The sequence below is a fragment of the Pedobacter endophyticus genome (assembly GCF_015679185.1).
Lineage (GTDB): Bacteria > Bacteroidota > Bacteroidia > Sphingobacteriales > Sphingobacteriaceae > Pedobacter > Pedobacter endophyticus.
This window is the reverse complement of the sequence record NZ_CP064939.1, coordinates 1,279,652-1,298,400: the sequence shown is the minus strand read 5'-3', so window position 1 is coordinate 1,298,400 and position 18,749 is coordinate 1,279,652. Positions and strand designations below refer to the sequence as shown.

Genomic DNA, 18,749 nt, shown 5'->3' with positions numbered 1-18,749 from the left:
CGGGATTGAACTTGCCATGAAAAACGGGTTTTAATTTTCAAAAACCGAGCCCATTGCGAAAAATCAGGTGCGTCAACGCCTTGTTTACTATAATCACCTATTTAATCCTAAACCGCATGCCAACATATACCATCCGGCCGTAAATAGGTCCCCAAACCATCGAACCATCAAAATAAGGACTAAACGGCTGGTCGGCCGAAACAATTGGGTTTTGCTGCTTAAAATTCGTCAGGTTTTCAGCACCCACATACACATCCCATTTATCTCCGAACTGCTTGGTTACCTGAGCGCTCATTTGCACAAAGGCAGGCGAGTAAAGCCCCAATTGCTTATCGCTCGGGTTGCTGCCCGTATAAGGCAAACGTTTTTTACTCAGCCATTGCGTAGTCAGGTCAAACTTCCATTGTTTCGAGGCTTCGTAAGCCAAATTTACAAATGCCCTATGCTTGGCAATCAACGGTTTCTCCAGTACCGTACCGTGGTAATTTGTTCGCACATCCAACCAACGATACGCCAGGCGAACATCCAGCTTTTTAATCAGTTCATAGTTAAATTCGGCCTGTAGACTATTGCTGAACGATTTTCCTTTTAGGTTATAAAAATTGATCTCCTGCGGACTGGCATCAACATCAACCACCACTTGGTTAGTGAAACTGGTACGGTAAGCATCAAAGCTAAAAGCGCCAGAACGGTTATTCAGCTTAAACTTACGCACAAAGTTAAAGCCGTAATTCCACGCCTTTTCGGGCGAGAGGCCGTAACCATAATTAGAAGTAGGATTTAAGATGCTGTATTGCCGGGCACTAGCAAAAAGGCCCGAGTTTTCGGCAAAAATATTAGCAGTTCTAAAGCCCGAACCCACAGAGAAGCGAAGATTTGTTTGCGGTGTAAAATCATATTTTAAATGCAGTCGGGGCGTAGTCATCAAACCATACGCGTTATGATAATCGAACCGTAAGCCCCCAATGGCCGTAAACTTGTCGCTAGCCGCATACGTGTATTCGAAAAAGGCACCCGGTACAATCTCCTTACGTTTAAAATTTTCGATATTATAGGTTTCGTTATAACGATCATCAATAAAGCTTAAGCCCGTACGAAACTTATGATTGGTAGTGCCAATAATAGATTGATAAATAAGATTGGCATAAACCGAATTTTGCTTGGCATTGTAGCTTGTTAAACCATAGTACGAGCTATTGTTATAGCGATGGGCAGAAAAGATAAAGCCAATGCTCTTGTATTTCTGTTGCGGAAATATGTAGCCCAGTTTACCCGAAAGCCCATATTGCGATACATCGATGCCTACACCATACTGGTTTGTAGTCAGCTTATCCGTAGCGGCATCAAAATCTGTTTGCCCCGCCTGCCTGCGATCGCTTAATGCCTTAATGGCAAACTGAGCAAAAACGCCCTTGGTGTTGGCATACTGCCAACGATTTATCACGTTAAGTTGCCTCCCCTTGGGGATATCTAAAAAACCATCGTCATTATTGTCGTTCCTTGTGCCCACGCCATTTGCATGCAAAAGCAGGGCCGTGCTCCAATTATCGTTAATAACCTGCGATAGGTTAGTGGTCGTTTCCAGTCGCCCGGCTTCGTTCGCATAAGCATTTACAAAAAGCCGATCCATTTTGTCAGGCTTCAGTTCTTCCACATTAATCTGACCTGCAATACTCTCAAAGCCATTTACCACCGAGCCAGTACCCTTTGTAACCTGTATGCCCTCTATCCACGGCCCGGGGATAAAAGTTAGGCCATAGCTGCCTGCCAGCCCACGGATTTCAGGTGTGTTTTCGGTGGTAATTTGCGTGTAATTGCCCGATAAGCCCAATAATTGAATCTGTTTAATGCCCGTAACGGCATCGCTATAGGTTACATCAACCGAAGGACTGGTTTCAAAACTCTCGCTCAGGTTACAGCAAGCCGCCTTGGTTAATTCCATGCTGCCAATATTAAGCGTGTTAAGCGTACTCAACGATGAAATATAGGTTGTAGGGTTTTTTCCGGTAACGGTAACTTCATTCAGGTTTGCGGCCGATGAAGGCTTTAAAATGATCTTCAGATCATCCGTTGAGTTAACGTTCAGCGTGTCGGGTTTATAACCAACATAACTAACCGCAACCTGGGTTGGTAGGGCACATTGCAAAGAAAAAGCACCCTCGCTATCTGTGGTACTGATGTGGTTTGTGCCAATGCAATAAATTGTAGCGCCAACAAGCGGTACCGGTCCGGCCTGCTTGCTTTCTTCCAAAATCACACCGCGAATGGTCTGCATGTCGGCACCTTGCTCTCGTGAACTGTTTGGCGTTAACCCGGTGCTCACGGGCATATTGTTCCTATAATAGTGGCAACAAGATGGCAGGCTTTCATAAGTCTTAGCATCTGCCTTGAAATCTTCTGTGTCATGCCCAACATCAGCCAATCTTTTTTCGATTTTAGCTTTCGATAACTTTGTGCTATCGTAACTAACTGTAAGCATTTTGGTTTCGATGCTCCAGCTGGCTTTATCCGTTCCAAAGCTTCTGAGTGCACTTTCGATTCTGTTTTGGCACTGTATACACTCGCCATTAACCCTAAAGGTTTCGGTAATGATGTTCTTTTTTTGTGCATTTGCATTTGAGAGGCCAGCCAGCACCAATAGCATTGCAGCCAATAATCTTATTGTTTTCATCGTAATATCTTAAGTAATTGAATAGTGATAATGCCCGTTTACGCCTATTGGAAACGGGGTGAATTTCGACCTAAACAGTTCTTATATAATGAAAACGCAGAAGAATAAATGTCGTGGAAGTCGATCGGAGCGGTTCGGCTCGCTATAAATAACGTGTGTACGGGCAGCGATGGCCACATTCGGGAAGAAAGAATAAGCTGTTGAAACCAAATGCGACGGAAAAGGAGGGTCGAAATGGAAAATAGATTGACTATTACTTTTTTGGTCGGCCTTTAATTTTACCGTTACCGTTTTATTTTCACAACAGCCCTTTGAAGATTGTTCACCGAGACATTTAGCGCCAACATTGGCAGCAAGTGAAACCTCTTTTAGTTTTCCACAGCAGTAGAAATGATTTACGCTTATCCCAAATGATGCAATGGAATAAACGGTCAAAATAGCTATGATTAAAATACGTTTCAATGTGTATGCTGGTGTTTGTTTAATTACAAAAGTAGATAGTTACTTGGTAGGCCCGTTATACTTTTTCGATGAAATGTTATAACATTTTCAGGTCGTAGAAGAGCAGACTGCTTCGTGCCTCGCTACAAAGTGGCCCCTTTGGGGCAATGACAACTGGTTTTACGCTGTCATCCTGAGGGTTAATTTAAAAATCAATATGAGTGACATTAATGCTTACAGTAAAAATTTTTGACCACATAGGCACATAGAAAACATAGATTTTTATGTCTAAGCGATGTGTTCTATGTTTCTATGTGGTCAACTTTAGGCTTACATGTAAAAACACTAAATGTTCGTAAGCGGCTATTTTATAGCGTCATGCCTAACAATGTTAAACTCAGTCGAAGACCTCATCTGTAGGAAAAAACAAATAAACATCGCCCTTCGACTAAGCCTGTATTGAGCATTTCGACTAGGCTCAATACAAACTCAGGCCGAAATGCTCAGGATGACAATGTTTTTTGTATTTTCCTTAACTAAATGACATTGGGCGGGCATGGGAAAGACGACAGGAACAATAAAAAGCCATTCATATTGATTTTTTTGCAAGCCAACTTCATTGCCGTCAGTTTCCACTAAGGGAAAGAAAATTAAATGCCAGCACATCGAGTTCGCTCCTGATCGGTAAGCTCATCGGCTCCATTGCCGTCAGTTTCAACTGACGGAAAAGGCAATAAATGCAAGTGCCAACACATCGAGTTCGCTAGTGATCTGTAAGCTCATTGCGCTCATTGCCGTCAGTTTCAACTGACGGAGACGATCTAACCCGCAAACATTGCTATAACGCCAATTATGGCTAATATGAAAAGCACAAAAAAGAAGATCTTCCAAAAAGAATGTGGCCTTTGACCGGATATTACGCCCGTTTGCCCGTTAACATAAAACACATAACGTTTGCCGTTGTATTGGTAGCTGCTAATATAAACAGGAAGTAAAATGTGCTTAAACGTTTCGTTTGTCAGCCTCATATCAACCGACGATACCCGTTGTGTATCGCCACCGATATCTTTTCTAACCCAGCCATCAGCAATGCTTTCAGCCACCTCATTGCTTTGCTGGTGCCCCGTTACAAGAGGGATGGTGTATTTTTCTGTAACAAAGCCCAATAGATAACTACTATCAAAGGGTTTAAGCAAATCGAGATTCCAGAAAGCAATTTTTTGAGGAACCACACCCGTTCTTTGGTTCGAAGCCTTTATTAAAGTGTCATCGAGAAAGCCCGAGACACTTCCCGATACATCGTACCAGCGGGTTCGCCGCTCCTGAACTGTTTTTTCGTCCTTTCCGCTGCCAACCGTTCGCGTAACATAATAATATTCACCTCGCTCGCCGGTATAATTAGCATACAGTTCAGCATCAAAAGTCCAGTAGGGCAAGTAAAGCCCTCGGGTTTTTTCAGGATCGAGGGCTGCTTTTTTAAGATTATTTGGTGCAAACCAGAGCCCCTTAACCCAGGTTCTGAAAATCTCGAATGCTTTCCTTTGGTCAATTTGAAATGGAAGTACCGCTCCGGGAAGAATCCATTCCTCCTCATAGGAGTCTTCAACAACCAGCGGCATGCCACAATAAATGCAGGAGAGCGATTTATAATTTTCTTCGATATGCTGATTGGCGCCACAGTTTTTGCAGTTGAGCATACTGATTTTTTCGCTATGCTGCTGCGAACCCATTTTTTGCAGATAAGGCTTGAGCTCCAGTTCCTCAAAATCTTTTTTTGGCAATGCAATGGATTCATTGTACCCGCAATATCCGCATTTCAGCTCCGTAGTTCCCGGTGCGTAGGTAAGCTCAGCGCCGCAATTGACGCAAGTTTTTTTAAGCTCTGATTTTTGAGGTGAGTAATCTTCCATGAAAGTGGTGTGCAGCCTTAAAATAGCTAAAGGAGGTATGCTGTTAATTCAAAATTATCGATAGTTTTTTATTACTGTGGAAGCGGGGGAGGAGTGCTGCCGCCTAAAAACGGCTTAAGCTCATCTACTTGTTGCAGCGGTACCCATTCCGCAAGTCCCGCTTTCCAAACCAGCGTATCTTTATTTACCGTTCTGCCTGCAAACAACGTTTGTAGCTCGCCAAAACTTACCGGGCCGGCCTGCTGGCCATTTGCCGCATAAAAATATTGAACCGTTTGAGGCACAGGTGGCGGCATTGTGTGCGCTTGAGCCGTTTGCTGTTGCCCGGTTTGCGGGTTCATCATCGTACCCATTTGCTGTGCCATGGCAAAACCCATGCCCATGCCCATACCGGCGCCCGCGGTGCCACCCTCATTTGCAGCAGCAGCTTCAATGGCTTTAGCGGTCTTAAATTTGGTCAGCTTATCCAAATCAACTTTCTCGATCCGGCTGTATTCGAAAATTTCTTTTTTAAGATCCTCAGGCATCGAAACATTCTCGATAAAGAATTTTTCTAATGAAATGCCCACGCTAAGGAAATCGGGCTGCATTACCTGCATACAAGTTTCAGAAAGCTCATTGGTATTTGCGGCATACAACTCTATCGGAAGCTTTGCCTCGCCAACGGTATCAGTAAATCTTGTAGCAATTAGGCTTTTTAAATGTTCGTTGATTTCGAAATTGGTGAAATTGTTATCTGTACCAACAATATCTACAATAAATTTCCCGGCATCCTTTATCCGGTAGGCATAAGTTCCAAAAGCACGAAGCTCGATCAGCCCAAAACGATCATCGTTTAAAGTGATCGGATTTTTGGTTCCCCATTTCTCATCAGTAAACAAATGCGTGTTTACAAAATAAACCTCAGCCTTAAACGGACTGTTGAAACCATATTTCCAGCCTTGTAAGGTAGCTAAAATCGGAAGGTTCTGCGTGCTAAGCGTGTAAGTGCCGGGTGCAAAAACATCCGCCATTTTGCCCTCATTTATAAAAACCGCGGTTTGCCCTTCGCGAACAATCAGCTTGGCGTTGTTTTTTATCTCGTTTTGGTAGCGCTCAAAACGGTAACAAATCGTATCGGGCGTGTAATCCAGCCATTCGATAATGTCGATAAATTCATTACTTAGTTTTTCTCTTATTTTGTCGAAAATGCCCATAGTTTGGTTTTGGTTTAGTGTTTAATTTAAGATTCGTTTTTTATTGCCTGCAACCGCCTATGTAATGCATCGGTTATAGGAAATCAGCAGTGCTTCGGTGCCGATGGTTTTAAAGTTAGTAAAAAGATGGAATTTTACTTTGCGAAATAAAAAATTGCTGAGTCCGGTTTGTCGTCACGTTTTATCCGTACAATTGCTCAAGTTCCAATTGTTTAATCCGTGATAAAATCGCTCCCCTTGTCCGGCCAAAATGTATGGCCATATCCTTCGGGTTTACGCCTTCGCAAAACATCACCGTTAATTCGTTATCCAGTTCAGAAGTCCATGGCTTATAAGCATCCTTATTAATTATTCTTGCTTCCTCAACGGAGTAGGTTTTTTCGGCCTTAGCTTTAAGTTTGCTAACATTAACAGTTTTTGCTGGTTGTTTTTCATTAGTGCCTGAAACCTTTACAACATGAATTTGCTTAGCTGGAGGGAAACCCTTCGGCATCAAGGTTTCAGGAATGTGAATACTATTCTTTGTTCGCGTTACCGCCACATACAGCAAGTTAATTTCCTCATTCAGTTTCGTTAAGTTTAGCTCTTCCGGTTTCTTCCCCTCCTGGTATTTCTCCAACTTCTCTTCAGTTATAAAATCGTTTACCAGCTGAATCGCGTCATATTCCATGCCCTTACAACGATGTACGGTCGAGAAAATCATTTCTGCCTTTTCTTTTTCATCATTATCAACATGTTTATCTTTAATGCTTTTGATGATTTCAGGAATCCTATTGCCATACTCGCGAACAATATCAACCATCATCGCCAATTGCACATCTTCGGTTTTTTCGATGTAATCCTCTAATTCTTCAAGTGTTTTCATCGCTCTGATCAGCTTATCTTTAATCAGATGCCTCTTGCCGTTGTAAAGGTTTAACACGTCGTACAGCGATGCACCCTCGTCAGCATAAGTGTAAGAGTTGATGTTACCCTCAAAATAAATGTTTTTAATATCCTTTTTCTCGGTTACGTATTCAATAGCTTTAAGCAAGAGGCCAAGATTAGTCCTCGCCAAAACTGCTTTAGTCTTGATTTTCTTTGCACGACCTTTCCCCGTTATCGGCACAGTTTGAAAGGCATGGAGATGCTTTTTAAGACGCAGTACTTCCATTGCTAAATTGGCAATATCTTGACTAAACCGAAAGCTGGTTGATAGGTGAAAGGTTTTAAAATCGGCTTTTTCGAGTGAGTTAACGGCGAAGCGCCAACCGTAAATTTGCTGATGTGTGTCGCCAACAATCACTTTGGTAGCACTTTGCTTAAAGAAAACGTCGAGCATGGCAGGCGACGCATCTTGCCCCTCATCAAAAAGAATATAATCGTACTGAAGTTTTGGATTTGCAAGCTGAAACTTTTTGAGATAAAAATCGTGTGTGATCTCAATTTTACCTTTATCCATCATACTCAACAAAAGCCGGGCTTGCGCAACAATATACGCGTAGAACGATGAAACAAATGCCTGAGCCTTTAAATCCGTTACCGTATCAAGGTAATTCAAATCCTGCACCTTTCGTTTATCGCTATTGCAAAAATAAGCCACAAATTTATTGATATGATTGGCGATAACATATTCAGTATGTTTTTCATCATTGCCTTGCAGATTTAAAATATCCACAATTTCGTTGATCTTATATCCTTGCGCCCTTACTTTGTAGTTGTTTTGATATACAATGTGCTTGTAAGCCAGCGAGTGCGCAGTTTCTACTTTTACATTGTACAACCCCTTTTCGGTAAATTTTTTAGCGGCCTCAATTTTTACCGATTTGTTAAAGGCCAGGTACAATATTTTACTGCTTGTTGGCCTCGCCTTAGCATAAGCGATAACCGTTGTAGTTTTACCCGAACCGGCAACAGCATTTATTTTAATGTTGCCTGTCGAATTGATGATGTCCACTTGTTCAGCTGTAAAATTCATTATTTTTCTTAAGCGTTATATTTAATGCTGCCAACACATCGCCTTCACTTATTTCTTAGGTTCCCAAAGCTCTATTTTATTTCCCTCCACATCCATAATATGAACGAATTTGCCATAATCATAAGTAGAAACCGAATCGACAATGGTTACGTTCTCTTTTTTTAATTCAGCAATAAGCGCCTTCAGATTATCAACCCTGTAATTGATCATGAAATCCTTTGTCGAAGGTTCAAAGTATTTTGTTCGTTCTAAAAACGGCGCCCATTGTGTTTGTGCTTTCGTCGTGCTGTCGGCGCTTTCAAACCATTCGAATGTTGCTCCGTAGGCACTCGTATTTAATCCCAAATGCGTGCGGTACCATTCCATTATCCTTTTTGGGTCTTTGCACTTGAAGAAAATACCCCCAATGCCCGTTACCCTTTTAAGCTTCGGCTCCGTTAAGTTATCTCCGCCAATCAAAGCCTTAAAGGCAAAACCCGAAATGAAAGATGCCGTAACTATGAGAACTATTAATAACGTTTTTTTCATCTGTTTAAATTATTGGGCATTATGGCACGATGCAATTAACGTTAAATATACACAATGACTAACCCAATTTTAAATGTAATGATTATTAGTTGAAACATTCCGTTTAGGTGTTTAAAGGAAACGATTGTTTTCTGCTCAAACAATTGCCAACTTGATGCTGTTGTTTCAATATGAAAAACAAGGGTACATTTTTGGCAGCATTCCTTTTGTTAGCAGGAATAGCCAGTAGCAATGCACAAGATATAGATAAGAATAAGGTTCCGGCGGCTGTTAAATCAGCGTTTATGAAAGCCTATCCAAAAGCAACCGATGTAGATTGGGAAATGAAAGGCAGTAATTATGAAGCCGATTTTGACCTGGCAAAAGTAGATTATAAAGCGACTTACACCTCAGCCGGGAAAGCCATATCCTTTGAAAAAGATATTCCAAATAGCCAGTTGCCAGCTTTAATAGTCAAGAATATCAAGGCTAAATATCCACAAGGAAGAATTGATGATGTAGATTTGATTAATACCGGAGGGAAGATTTCGTACAAGGTAGATATTGAGGGTACGCCCGATGTTAACGTTTGGTACACCGCCGATGGTAAGTTTGTTAAGGAGTTGGCCGATTAAAGAAGAGTGGATTCAGGTTATGCAGAGAGCAAGGCTGCGGCGTACATTAAGAAGAAGTCAAGCTTTTAAAGCTTGACTTCTTTGGTAATAGGTTACCCGTTAGCGGTGTTAACCTGAATGTTCTTGTCGTTCAAATTTAGGGTTTTTACTTTTGCCAAACGCTTTTTTTCAGCCTTAATAAATTCGCTAATTGTTTGTTTTTGTGTATCTGTCAGCGGTTTTCCATTGATCACGAAATCAATCCCAGCTGGTTCTTTTATATAGCCCATGATTATGCAATTTTAAAATATTTATCAATTAAAATGTTCGCTGCCAATGTATTTATGATCATCAATTGTCCACCAAGAACTATTGCATTCAATGTTTTCTGATAATGCGCTATAAGTCTCGTTTTTGCAGTAAACGAAACATAACTTTCAAATCCATTTTCAAATGAGGTTTTACAAACGTAAGCTACTAAGTTGCCCGCAACACCTTCATAAAGTTTATTACTTCCTAAGTTAAAGGGTGCGTTTTCGAGTAGGTCCATATAAATGTGGTCAGCGTTCACTGTGAAACTTATTAGACCTTGAATGATATTCGGATTTTCAATAATAGTTAGTTTATAAACCCCTTTACTATTGTCATTAAATTCCTTTTTCCAATTAAAATTCCAACCGTTTTTCTTAGTTAATTGTTTTAAATCCGACTTTGTCAGAGTAACACATCTGTTCGAAAGCTGTCACCAGACATTGTATTTCTAATAGAATTTGTTAGCGCATCGATTTCAAAGTCAAGACCTATGTCTTTTTGTTTCCTCACTTACGAATTTACTAAATACGCTAGTGTTTTGCAACTTTCTATGTGGTTTTGAGTGTTATACACTATGATTGGCGACGGTTCTGTCATTATATTTCTAAACCGATGTCAGTAGCTGCATTTTATTTTCCGCCCATCGCTTGATACAATTCCAAGGTTCGTTTGATGTCTTTCATTTGTTCTTTTGTTATATTTCTTATGTCGAAATATTGCCTTCCTATCAATTTCATTTTAGCCGATTTCGCATTCGCTAAAGCATTAATTAATTCTTTATCGCTTTCACGTATGCTTTCGTCGAACCATTCCCAGATATGTCCACCGTCACCATTATCAGTTTCTGTGTTCATAGGAACATACTCATACGCTTTATTGCCTATTAAGAATTGTACTTTCCTAAAAAACAACCAATCGTCCGAATAATATTGCATTCTAAATCTTAAATTGCTTGGTATATCGTTCTCTGATTGAAAATAGCAATATAACCCATTTCTATTTATATATCTCGGAGCTGATTTAGGTTCATACCAAGTTGTTCGGGTTGGAGAAAATTCGTCTTTACGAACTCTAAAGAATTGCTTTAATTTTTTAATTTTTACTGAATCTAACTTTGCAGTTTGCTTAAATTTTTCTGCTTTCTCTTTTTTGTTGTTATCAACGGCATCTTGAATGCTGTTTTTCATCGAAAAAATTTCGTTTTCAATTTCGTTTTCCCGTTTTGTTCGGCTTGCAAACAATGTCGTTTTTGTTATGTCTTCCCCTTTGTTATTTAAAAGCTTAAAGCTTATTGGCGTAGAGTATGTCTTACCCATTGATTGAGCCATATCCCTGTTAACTTTAACAGAAATACAAAACTTCTGGAATGCTTCTAAGTATGCAGTCGAGTCGTCCTTAGCTTTTATAATCGTTTCGTCCTTCTCTTTTATGTGTGTTCCACCTAAAATACTTTCTTCGCTAACCTTTTCAATGTATTTATATGACTTGTCACAGGAAGTCAGAAAAATTGTTAATGTCAACAAAAGTGAAATGTTGAATTTGTTCATATATATCTATATTTTGAGTCTGTCCGTTTATTTGTAAAGGTTCTTTTTACAGTAGAATTCACGAGTATATTTAGATCCGTCAAAAATAGAATATCAAAACAACTTTTAATTACGGGAAGCCGTAACAGACTTCAAAATGAGTTTCATTTCATCGCGTTTTCAATGGTTGAAAAAGTGAGACCATTATAACAGACTTTTTTTATGCTTCGGTACAAACCAAAAAAGCGCTCCAATAATTAAATTGAAACGCTCTCTTAAAAAAAGGCAAAATAAATTTGGCCCAGGCATGAGCTGCCGGGGCCAAAGATTAAAAGTGAAATTGTACGCCTAATTTTGGTGCAAAAGTATCTGCATTTAAACCAAACGAGTTTGAAGTAACTTCGTTGCCGGTAAGTTCATTTTTAACGTTAAGGTTGTTGTAGCTTAAACCGCTAACCGAAACTTCGATACCAATTCTTTTAGTTGGGAAGAATGCAAAACCTGGAGCTAAGTTAACACCGATTGAAGTTGTTGAAGCGTATTTTTCGCCAACATTACCGTCTAAATCAACCACTTTGTTGTTTCCGAATGCCATTGGAACCGATAGTTGTCCGAAGAATTTAAATTGATCAGATAAGCCAACATAGTAACGGCCGAAAGGGGCAACAACAAACGCTTCGTTTAATTGTAATCTGCTAACTTGTTTATTGTAAGTGTAACCAACACCGGTACCTAACGCAAAATTGTCGCTTACAAAGTAGCCAGCACTTGGCACAATGCTAAAGCTTACGTCAGATTTTGCTGCGCCTTCTACTTTTGTAGAATTGAAGCCAACATTACCACCTAAAATGAATTTTCCTTTTTCAGTCTGTGCATTTGCACTGTACATTAAACCTGCTACTGCTACTAATGATAATAATAGTTTTTTCATCGTTTTATTAATTATTTGTGTTAAAAATTATAGTCGTTTTACTTTTTTAATTTCTGACTATATTCGGCTAAAAGTCAACACTAGTGCCAAAAAAATATTTTAAACGTCATGAAAAAATCAGTTTTTAAGCAAGTGCTTAATGCCTAATTAGATATAAAATTAGTGTTAAATCAATATTATTTTTGCGTGACCAAAAGTTAATCGAGTGATTAATTTTTAAAGCATGCCAAATTGACAATCTGACTTTTTTTGTAGAAATGTCAGACTAAAATCGGATGCTTTGGCATCATTTTGCGAAGATTTTATTCGGAAGGTTTGGCGTTAGTTACAACCGGAGGGAAAATTTGTCGGGTTATACGCTGCATGCCGCCAACAAGTTTTCAATTTTCTTTTTGATGATGCCAACCGCCATTTCATCAGTTAAATTCCCGTCTGCATCAAATTTGTTTTGAGCTTGCGCAACTAAAACCTCGGGCTGCAAAACAGGGTTCATATTTAAAAAAGTAAAAACCGGCAAAAATGCAGTTTGCATCCTTACAGTTCCCCACATCCCTTGCGTGGCACCCATCATGGCAACAGGTTTGTGCATCAGTGGCGCATCTTTTCCGCGGCTTGCCCAGTCAATAGCATTTTTTAATCCGCCCGGAATGGAATAATTATACTCTGGTGAGGCAATAATAAAAGCATCCGCTTTGGCCAGTGCATCTCTAAACCTAACAACACTTGTTGGTCTTTCAGCCGCTTCCGGCGTATCCAAATCTGCATTGTAAACAGGAACATCATCAAAAGGAACAATTTCAAAATCAATTCCCTCAGGTACCAATGTTCCGGCAAATTTTAATAACATGGCGTTATACGATCCTTTGCGCAAACTACCGCATAAGCCCACAATTCGTTTATTCTTTTCCATTTCAATAAAACCCACATCTACTAAAAATGTTTTGGCGCCGCAAGGACACTGCGTTAACGAAACGAAGATTTAATTGCTATTTTTGACACTCAAATCTCGCTATGATCAACAATACATCCACCCAAGGGTTACTGGAAAGAACCGTTTTCCCGATTTTATTTGCTTTAAGCTTTTCGCACTTATTAAACGATACCATTCAGTCGTTCATTCCCGCCATTTACCCCATCATTAAAGCAAATTATGGCTTGAGTTTTTCGCAGATTGGCTTAATTACATTAACTTTTCAAATGGCTGCATCGCTATTACAACCTTTTGTGGGTTTATATACCGATAAAAAGCCACAGCCGTATTCGTTAGCGATTGGTATGGGTTTTACACTCACGGGATTAATCACCTTATCTCAATCGCAACACTATTATACCATGTTGATTTCGGTAGCATTGATTGGCATCGGATCGTCAATTTTCCATCCCGAAGCCTCGCGAATGGCCCATGCGGCCTCGGGTGGGAAGAAAGGTTTGGCGCAATCGGTTTTTCAGTTGGGCGGAAACGCAGGAAGTTCGCTGGGGCCGTTACTAGCCGCCTGGATTATTGTGCCCTACGGACAGTTCAGCGTAATCTGGTTTTCTTTTATCGCCCTGATGGCCATCGTTATTTTAACTTTTGTGGGCAATTGGTACAAAGGATTTGTTTTATCGAGAAGTAAAAAAAGCAGCATTGAAGCAGTTGTAAATCAATTTTCGAGGCGAAAAGTAATTTTTTCGGTGTGCATACTTTTGTTGCTCATCTTCTCCAAGTACTTTTATATGGCCAGTTTAACCAATTACTTTACCTTTTACCTCATTAGTAGATTCCATGTTTCCGTTCAAACGTCGCAGGTTTATTTGTTTGTTTTTCTGTTTTCGGTTGCGGCGGGAACTTTGCTGGGCGGACCGATAGGGGATAGGATAGGCCGTAAATACGTAATATGGGCTTCGATACTCGGAACCGCACCTTTTGCCTTACTGCTGCCTTATGCCAATCTGTTTTGGATCGGTGTATTAATTGTGCCTATCGGAATGATTCTTTCATCGGCATTTTCGGCAATTCTGGTTTACGCACAAGAGCTGATCCCGGGGAAGGTAGGTTTGGTAGCTGGTCTTTTTTTCGGTTTTGCTTTCGGAATGGGAGGAATAGGATCGGCATTGCTGGGTAAACTTGCCGATGCGAAAAGCATTGCCTATGTTTTTAATATTTGCTCCTTTTTGCCTTTAATTGGTTTGTTGACGGGGTTTTTGCCCAACATAGAGACCAAAAAGAAATAAAAAAACCTATCCTTTTTTTAGGAGGATAGGCCTGAAGTTGAGTTTTTGAGAGGTTAAAATAGAATATAGATCTTAAATCTGAGGTTATTGATAAACCCTGGCTTGTTAAGTTGAACACAGTATTTTCGCTTTTGCTGTAGAAACCAGTATCATCCAGTTTTTATATATTCAATATTAAAATAAAAAATCGAAATAAAACTAAATAATTAGTTGTTTTTGTTTTAATTTATTGAAAATCAATCACAAAAAGATCAAAGTAAGATTTAGTTGCTGCATTTTAAAGGAGTTTATCCCGACCGATTCGGCAGATTGGGGGTGGTTATCCGATTTAAAAATGAAAATTTAGTGAAAAAGTCGGTGTAAAGTTCTCGAGCGGAAATCGCAGGTTGTTTTTCCTGTCGAAATTGTACAGCGACTCTGAAGCATAGTAATTTTGATGAAAGAAGGTTAAGATTGGGAATGAAAACTCGATACTCGAATCGTCAGAAACGAAATAGGTAAAGCCCGGGGTCAGGCTCGCACCGAAACCTTTTGGTCGCACATCCGTTCGGATTAAGTAGCCCTGCGCATCTACCCGGTTAAAAGTGTTAATTTGCAGCAATAAATTTGCCTGGGCAAAAAACCTGAAGCGTGGCCTTACATCTACATATTTTCTGATAAATGGAGAAATGCCGAAGCTAAATTCTTTTATCCCGCTTACATCTTCGTACTCGCCGTCTTCCTCATCCCATCTGGTGTAGTCTTCGCTCCGAAGTTTAGAGAGGTTTAAAGGGATTTCTAGCCCAATAGCCAAATTGGTTTTAATAAAGTAGCCACCTCGCGGCGTTAAGGTCAAGGTGTTAATTGCAGGTGTAGTACTATTTTGCTTCGAAGTGCCAAAGCTGGCGCTTATTCCTGCCAGGCCAGCGCCCTTTTCAGTTTGGGCATAGCTGCGCCAACTAAAGACGCATAGCAGCGCCATAATGATTAATTTAGGTTTCATTTGTGTGTGTTTTTGTGTGTAATCAATATTAATCATTTTTGAAATGAAAAACAATCGTATACATCACGCTAATACGCAGGATAATAATTGCAAGGCACAGCGCGTCGCGGCCTTTCTCGTCGTGTGGACACGTCTCCAATGCTATTTAGTTAAGGATAAAACAAAAAATATTGTCATCCTGGGCGTATTCGAAGGACAAATATTTTTTTCTTTATCCTATAGAAAAGGTCTTCGACTCCGCTCAGACTGACACCCATCTTGCTTAACTAAATGACATTGTCCGTACGTACGGGGATTAATGCAAGGCACCTCAGTTTTGCGCACCAAGATCCCCAGTCAAGCTGAGGATGACGACCGTTCATCGTTGAAGTCTGAAAAAGTTGGCTCTCATTTGGATGCTTCTGTGCAATGTAATAAACTTTAAAGATGGCTCCACACCATAGGTTTGTTCGGGAAACCATATCATTTGGTAAAATCAGATTGCTTACCGATGAAAAATTGGCACAGGTTGGCTTACACAAACCCGGCCTCGCTACAAAGTAGCCCTTTGGGGCAATGGCGATTCGGTGAAAAACCTGTCATCTCAACTACTTAGTCTTTTACACTCATTCTGATGGCGGCGACCGTTCTCGGTTGGTGCTTATATATTTCAAAATGTCTAAAACGCCATTTCTTTAGGAGACTACCCTGATTGGTACTCGAAATGATATATAAAAAAAACTCCCGTAGAAATTAATCTACGGGAGTTTTTCCTGATCACTTCGCTTAATCTTGCCTTTGGTTCAAGAACACGAATTTGTGATCGAACATATCCAGCTTAATTTTGCTGTCTTTATCTACTTTGCCAGCCAAAATCTCTTTCGATAGCTCATTCAAGATTCTTTTCTGGATCACTCTTTTCAATGGTCTGGCGCCAAACTGCGGGTCGTAACCCAATTGTGCCAACCAATCCAAAGCATCGTCGCTCGCATCCATTTCAATGCCCATTTCGGCAAGCGTTTGTTGCACCTGCCTAAATTGCAAGGCTACAATATCCCTTATTTCGCTGCGGTTTAATGGCGTAAACATAATCAGCTCATCTATCCGGTTTAAAAACTCGGGACGAATGGTTTGTTTTAGCACCTCAAACAGTTCGTTTTTGGTTTTGGCAATCACTTCATCGCGGTTCTCATCGCTTAAATCCTTAAAATTGTCCTGAATTAAATGCGCACCGATGTTCGATGTCATGATGACGATCGTGTTTTTAAAATTCACCGTTCTTCCCTTGTTGTCCGTCAAACGTCCATCATCCAATACCTGTAACAAAATATTAAATACATCCGGATGCGCCTTTTCAATCTCATCAAGCAATACAACCGAGTAAGGTTTACGCCTAACCGCCTCTGTCAATTGGCCGCCTTCATCATAACCCACATAGCCCGGAGGCGCTCCGATTAAGCGAGAAACCGCATGCCTTTCCTGATATTCGCTCATATCAATACGCGTTAACGCATTTTCATCGTTGAATAGAAATTCTGCCAATGCCTTCGCTAATTCTGTTTTACCAACCCCGGTAGTTCCGAGGAAAATGAACGACCCGATAGGCTTGCGCTTATCCTGCAACCCTGCTCTCGAGCGGCGAATGGCATCCGAAATGGCTTCAATTGCCTCATCCTGACCAGCTACACGTTTGTGTAATTCCTCTTCGAGGTTCAGCAATTTTTCGCGTTCGCTGGCAATTAATTTTGTAACCGGAATGCCTGTCCAACGGCCAACCACGCCTGCAATATCATCGGCAGTAACCTCTTCCTTAAGCATACGGCTATCGGTTTGCTGGTTTTCGAGATCAGTTTTCAATTTTTCGAAAGTATCTTGCGCCTCTTTAATTTTTCCGTAACGGATTTCGGCAACTTTGCCGTAATCGCCCGCACGCTCGGCCTGTTCGGCTTCTAATTTGTACTGCTCAATAAGCTCCATTTGCCTGTTCAAACTATCTACCAAATCTTTTTCACCTTGCCACTTCGCTTTTAACTCATCACGCTCAGCCGATAAATTAGCAATCTCTTCGGTAAGTTCGTTTACTTTCTTCTCGTCCTTTTCGCGTTTAATGGCTTCCCTTTCAATCTCGAGACGCATAATCTCCCGATCGAGTGCATCTACGTTTTCCGGAACGCTGTCCATTTCCATACGCAATTTCGATGCCGCTTCGTCCATTAAATCGATGGCCTTATCGGGCAAGAAACGATCAGAAATATAGCGCTGGCTCATTTCTACGGCAGCAATAATGGCCTCATCCTTTATCCGAACCTTGTGGTGTGTTTCATAACGTTCTTTCAACCCGCGTAAAATTGAAATCGCATCTTGTGTATCTGGTTCTTCAACCATTACCTTTTGAAAACGACGCTCAAGGGCCTTATCTTTTTCCAAATATTTTTGATACTCATCCAGCGTAGTGGCTCCAATGGCCCTGAGTTCGCCGCGGGCCAGTGCGGGTTTCAAAATATTAGCCGCATCCATTGCGCCTTCGCCACCGCCAGCGCCAACCAAAGTGTGTATCTCATCTATAAACAAAACAATATCGCCATCACTTTGGGTAACCTCTTTAACTACAGCCTTTAAGCGCTCTTCGAACTCACCTTTATATTTGGCGCCCGCAATTAACGCACCCATATCTAACGAGTACACGGTTTTGCTCTTCAAATTTTCGGGCACATCGCCCTTAATTATCCTAAAGGCAATGCCCTCAGCAATGGCGGTTTTACCAACACCGGGTTCACCAATCAAAATCGGGTTGTTTTTTGTTCTTCGAGATAAAATTTGAATTACTCTTCTAATTTCTTCATCGCGACCAATTACCGGATCGAGCTTACCACTTTCAGCGTATTCGTTTAAATTGCGTGCATATTTGCTCAACGCCTGATAAGTTGCCTCAGCATTTTGATCGGTAACCCGGTTATCGCCACGCAATTCTGTAATCGCCTTTTTTAAGTCTTTCTCGGTAACGCCTTGTTCTTTTAACAATTTCGACGTTGCATCGTTAATGGCTAAAATTCCTAATAACAGATGTTCTACTGACACAAATTCATCTTTAAATTCTTTTAAAAATGTTTGCGCCTTTTGTAAAACATTATTTGTATTTGATGACAGGTAAACATTGCTGCCGCTCACTTTCGGGAAACGGGCAATTTCTGCATCTAAATTATGGTTCAATGTATTTAAGTTTACGTTCAGCTTCTTTAATACATAAGAAACCACATTTTCATCAACAGTGAGCAAACCTTTTAACAGGTGTGCCGTTTCAATAGCCTGTTGCTGGTTGCCCTGGGCTATTTCAGAAGCCTGTTGAACAGCTTCCTGGGCTTTTATCGTAAAATTGTTGAAGTTCATACTTTGCTTTGAATCAAAACAAATGCCACAGCCAATTTGATTTTTTAATCGGAAATTTTGTCGGTATATAGCGTTGTTGTGTGACTAAATTACTGATAATTAATGGTTTGTAATGAAATTTT

The 18,749-nt window shown here is 40.5% G+C and carries 15 protein-coding genes; 2 read left to right on the top strand and 13 right to left on the bottom strand.

Annotation, left to right across the window (positions count from 1 at the left end; all coding sequences use genetic code 11):
• Window positions 1–97 precede the first annotated feature (97 nt).
• The 6 genes from IZT61_RS05180 to IZT61_RS05155 all read right to left on the bottom strand — a co-directional run bounded on the left by IZT61_RS05180 (window position 98) and on the right by IZT61_RS05155 (window position 8,703).
• Window positions 98–2,671 carry a TonB-dependent receptor domain-containing protein gene (locus tag IZT61_RS05180; RefSeq protein ID WP_230383863.1) on the bottom strand — a complete coding sequence of 858 codons (2,574 nt, stop codon included), beginning with the start codon at window positions 2,669–2,671 and terminating at the stop codon, window positions 98–100.
• Between the two features lie 81 nt (window positions 2,672–2,752).
• On the bottom strand, window positions 2,753–3,133 hold the full coding sequence (locus IZT61_RS05175) for an HYC_CC_PP family protein (protein WP_196100121.1): 381 nt from the start codon (window positions 3,131–3,133) through the stop codon (window positions 2,753–2,755).
• 800 nt (window positions 3,134–3,933) lie between these two features.
• On the bottom strand, window positions 3,934–5,022 hold the full coding sequence (locus IZT61_RS05170) for a DNA helicase PriA (protein ID WP_196100120.1): 1,089 nt from the start codon (window positions 5,020–5,022) through the stop codon (window positions 3,934–3,936).
• 71 nt (window positions 5,023–5,093) lie between these two features.
• On the bottom strand, window positions 5,094–6,218 hold the full coding sequence (locus IZT61_RS05165) for an SPFH domain-containing protein (protein WP_196100119.1): 1,125 nt from the start codon (window positions 6,216–6,218) through the stop codon (window positions 5,094–5,096).
• 181 nt (window positions 6,219–6,399) lie between these two features.
• Entirely contained in the window at window positions 6,400–8,175 is a 1,776-nt protein-coding gene (locus IZT61_RS05160) for a UvrD-helicase domain-containing protein (RefSeq protein ID WP_196100118.1), read from the bottom strand.
• Between the two features lie 48 nt (window positions 8,176–8,223).
• Window positions 8,224–8,703 carry a VOC family protein gene (locus tag IZT61_RS05155; protein ID WP_196100117.1) on the bottom strand — a complete coding sequence of 160 codons (480 nt, stop codon included), beginning with the start codon at window positions 8,701–8,703 and terminating at the stop codon, window positions 8,224–8,226.
• Window positions 8,704–8,873: 170 nt separating this feature from the next.
• On the opposite strand from IZT61_RS05155, the gene IZT61_RS05150 reads away from it, so the two are divergent.
• A complete protein-coding gene (locus IZT61_RS05150; RefSeq protein WP_196100116.1) occupies window positions 8,874–9,317 on the top strand; it encodes a PepSY-like domain-containing protein in 444 nt (147 codons plus the stop codon).
• Between the two features lie 92 nt (window positions 9,318–9,409).
• Here IZT61_RS05150 and IZT61_RS05145 read toward each other — a convergent pair whose 3' ends face one another.
• The 5 genes from IZT61_RS05145 to IZT61_RS05125 form a co-directional block, all read right to left on the bottom strand.
• Entirely contained in the window at window positions 9,410–9,586 is a 177-nt protein-coding gene (locus tag IZT61_RS05145; protein ID WP_196100115.1) for a hypothetical protein, read from the bottom strand.
• Window positions 9,587–9,588: 2 nt separating this feature from the next.
• The gene (locus IZT61_RS22180; RefSeq protein WP_230383862.1) at window positions 9,589–9,846 is read right to left on the bottom strand and encodes a hypothetical protein; all 258 of its coding nucleotides are present in this window, start codon (window positions 9,844–9,846) and stop codon (window positions 9,589–9,591) included.
• 391 nt (window positions 9,847–10,237) lie between these two features.
• On the bottom strand, window positions 10,238–11,155 hold the full coding sequence (locus IZT61_RS05135; RefSeq protein ID WP_196100114.1) for a hypothetical protein: 918 nt from the start codon (window positions 11,153–11,155) through the stop codon (window positions 10,238–10,240).
• A gap of 307 nt (window positions 11,156–11,462) precedes the next feature.
• Window positions 11,463–12,065, bottom strand: a complete 603-nt coding sequence (locus IZT61_RS05130) for an outer membrane beta-barrel protein (protein ID WP_196100113.1) — start codon at window positions 12,063–12,065, stop codon at window positions 11,463–11,465.
• A gap of 352 nt (window positions 12,066–12,417) precedes the next feature.
• The gene (locus tag IZT61_RS05125) at window positions 12,418–12,975 is read right to left on the bottom strand and encodes an NADPH-dependent FMN reductase (protein WP_196100112.1); all 558 of its coding nucleotides are present in this window, start codon (window positions 12,973–12,975) and stop codon (window positions 12,418–12,420) included.
• 101 nt (window positions 12,976–13,076) lie between these two features.
• Between IZT61_RS05125 and IZT61_RS05120 the strand changes: the two genes are divergently transcribed.
• Window positions 13,077–14,279 carry an MFS transporter gene (locus tag IZT61_RS05120; RefSeq protein ID WP_196100111.1) on the top strand — a complete coding sequence of 401 codons (1,203 nt, stop codon included), beginning with the start codon at window positions 13,077–13,079 and terminating at the stop codon, window positions 14,277–14,279.
• Window positions 14,280–14,607: 328 nt separating this feature from the next.
• Here IZT61_RS05120 and IZT61_RS05115 read toward each other — a convergent pair whose 3' ends face one another.
• Entirely contained in the window at window positions 14,608–15,261 is a 654-nt protein-coding gene (locus IZT61_RS05115) for a hypothetical protein (protein WP_196100110.1), read from the bottom strand.
• Window positions 15,262–16,026: 765 nt separating this feature from the next.
• A complete protein-coding gene (gene clpB, locus IZT61_RS05110; RefSeq protein WP_196100109.1) occupies window positions 16,027–18,627 on the bottom strand; it encodes an ATP-dependent chaperone ClpB in 2,601 nt (866 codons plus the stop codon).
• Window positions 18,628–18,749: the final 122 nt, after the last annotated feature.

Coding starts and splice junctions, on each gene's coding strand:
- IZT61_RS05120 (WP_196100111.1), top strand. CDS start 13,077: ATGATCAACAATACATCCACCCAAGGGTTACTGGAAAGAACCGTTTTC.
- IZT61_RS05165 (WP_196100119.1), bottom strand. CDS start 6,218: ATGGGCATTTTCGACAAAATAAGAGAAAAACTAAGTAATGAATTTATC.
- IZT61_RS22180 (WP_230383862.1), bottom strand. CDS start 9,846: ATGGACCTACTCGAAAACGCACCCTTTAACTTAGGAAGTAATAAACTT.
- IZT61_RS05125 (WP_196100112.1), bottom strand. CDS start 12,975: ATGGAAAAGAATAAACGAATTGTGGGCTTATGCGGTAGTTTGCGCAAA.
- IZT61_RS05135 (WP_196100114.1), bottom strand. CDS start 11,155: ATGAACAAATTCAACATTTCACTTTTGTTGACATTAACAATTTTTCTG.
- IZT61_RS05160 (WP_196100118.1), bottom strand. CDS start 8,175: ATGAATTTTACAGCTGAACAAGTGGACATCATCAATTCGACAGGCAAC.
- clpB (WP_196100109.1), bottom strand. CDS start 18,627: ATGAACTTCAACAATTTTACGATAAAAGCCCAGGAAGCTGTTCAACAG.
- IZT61_RS05170 (WP_196100120.1), bottom strand. CDS start 5,022: ATGGAAGATTACTCACCTCAAAAATCAGAGCTTAAAAAAACTTGCGTC.
- IZT61_RS05145 (WP_196100115.1), bottom strand. CDS start 9,586: ATGGGCTATATAAAAGAACCAGCTGGGATTGATTTCGTGATCAATGGA.
- IZT61_RS05180 (WP_230383863.1), bottom strand. CDS start 2,671: ATGAAAACAATAAGATTATTGGCTGCAATGCTATTGGTGCTGGCTGGC.
- IZT61_RS05155 (WP_196100117.1), bottom strand. CDS start 8,703: ATGAAAAAAACGTTATTAATAGTTCTCATAGTTACGGCATCTTTCATT.
- IZT61_RS05150 (WP_196100116.1), top strand. CDS start 8,874: ATGAAAAACAAGGGTACATTTTTGGCAGCATTCCTTTTGTTAGCAGGA.
- IZT61_RS05130 (WP_196100113.1), bottom strand. CDS start 12,065: ATGAAAAAACTATTATTATCATTAGTAGCAGTAGCAGGTTTAATGTAC.
- IZT61_RS05115 (WP_196100110.1), bottom strand. CDS start 15,261: ATGAAACCTAAATTAATCATTATGGCGCTGCTATGCGTCTTTAGTTGG.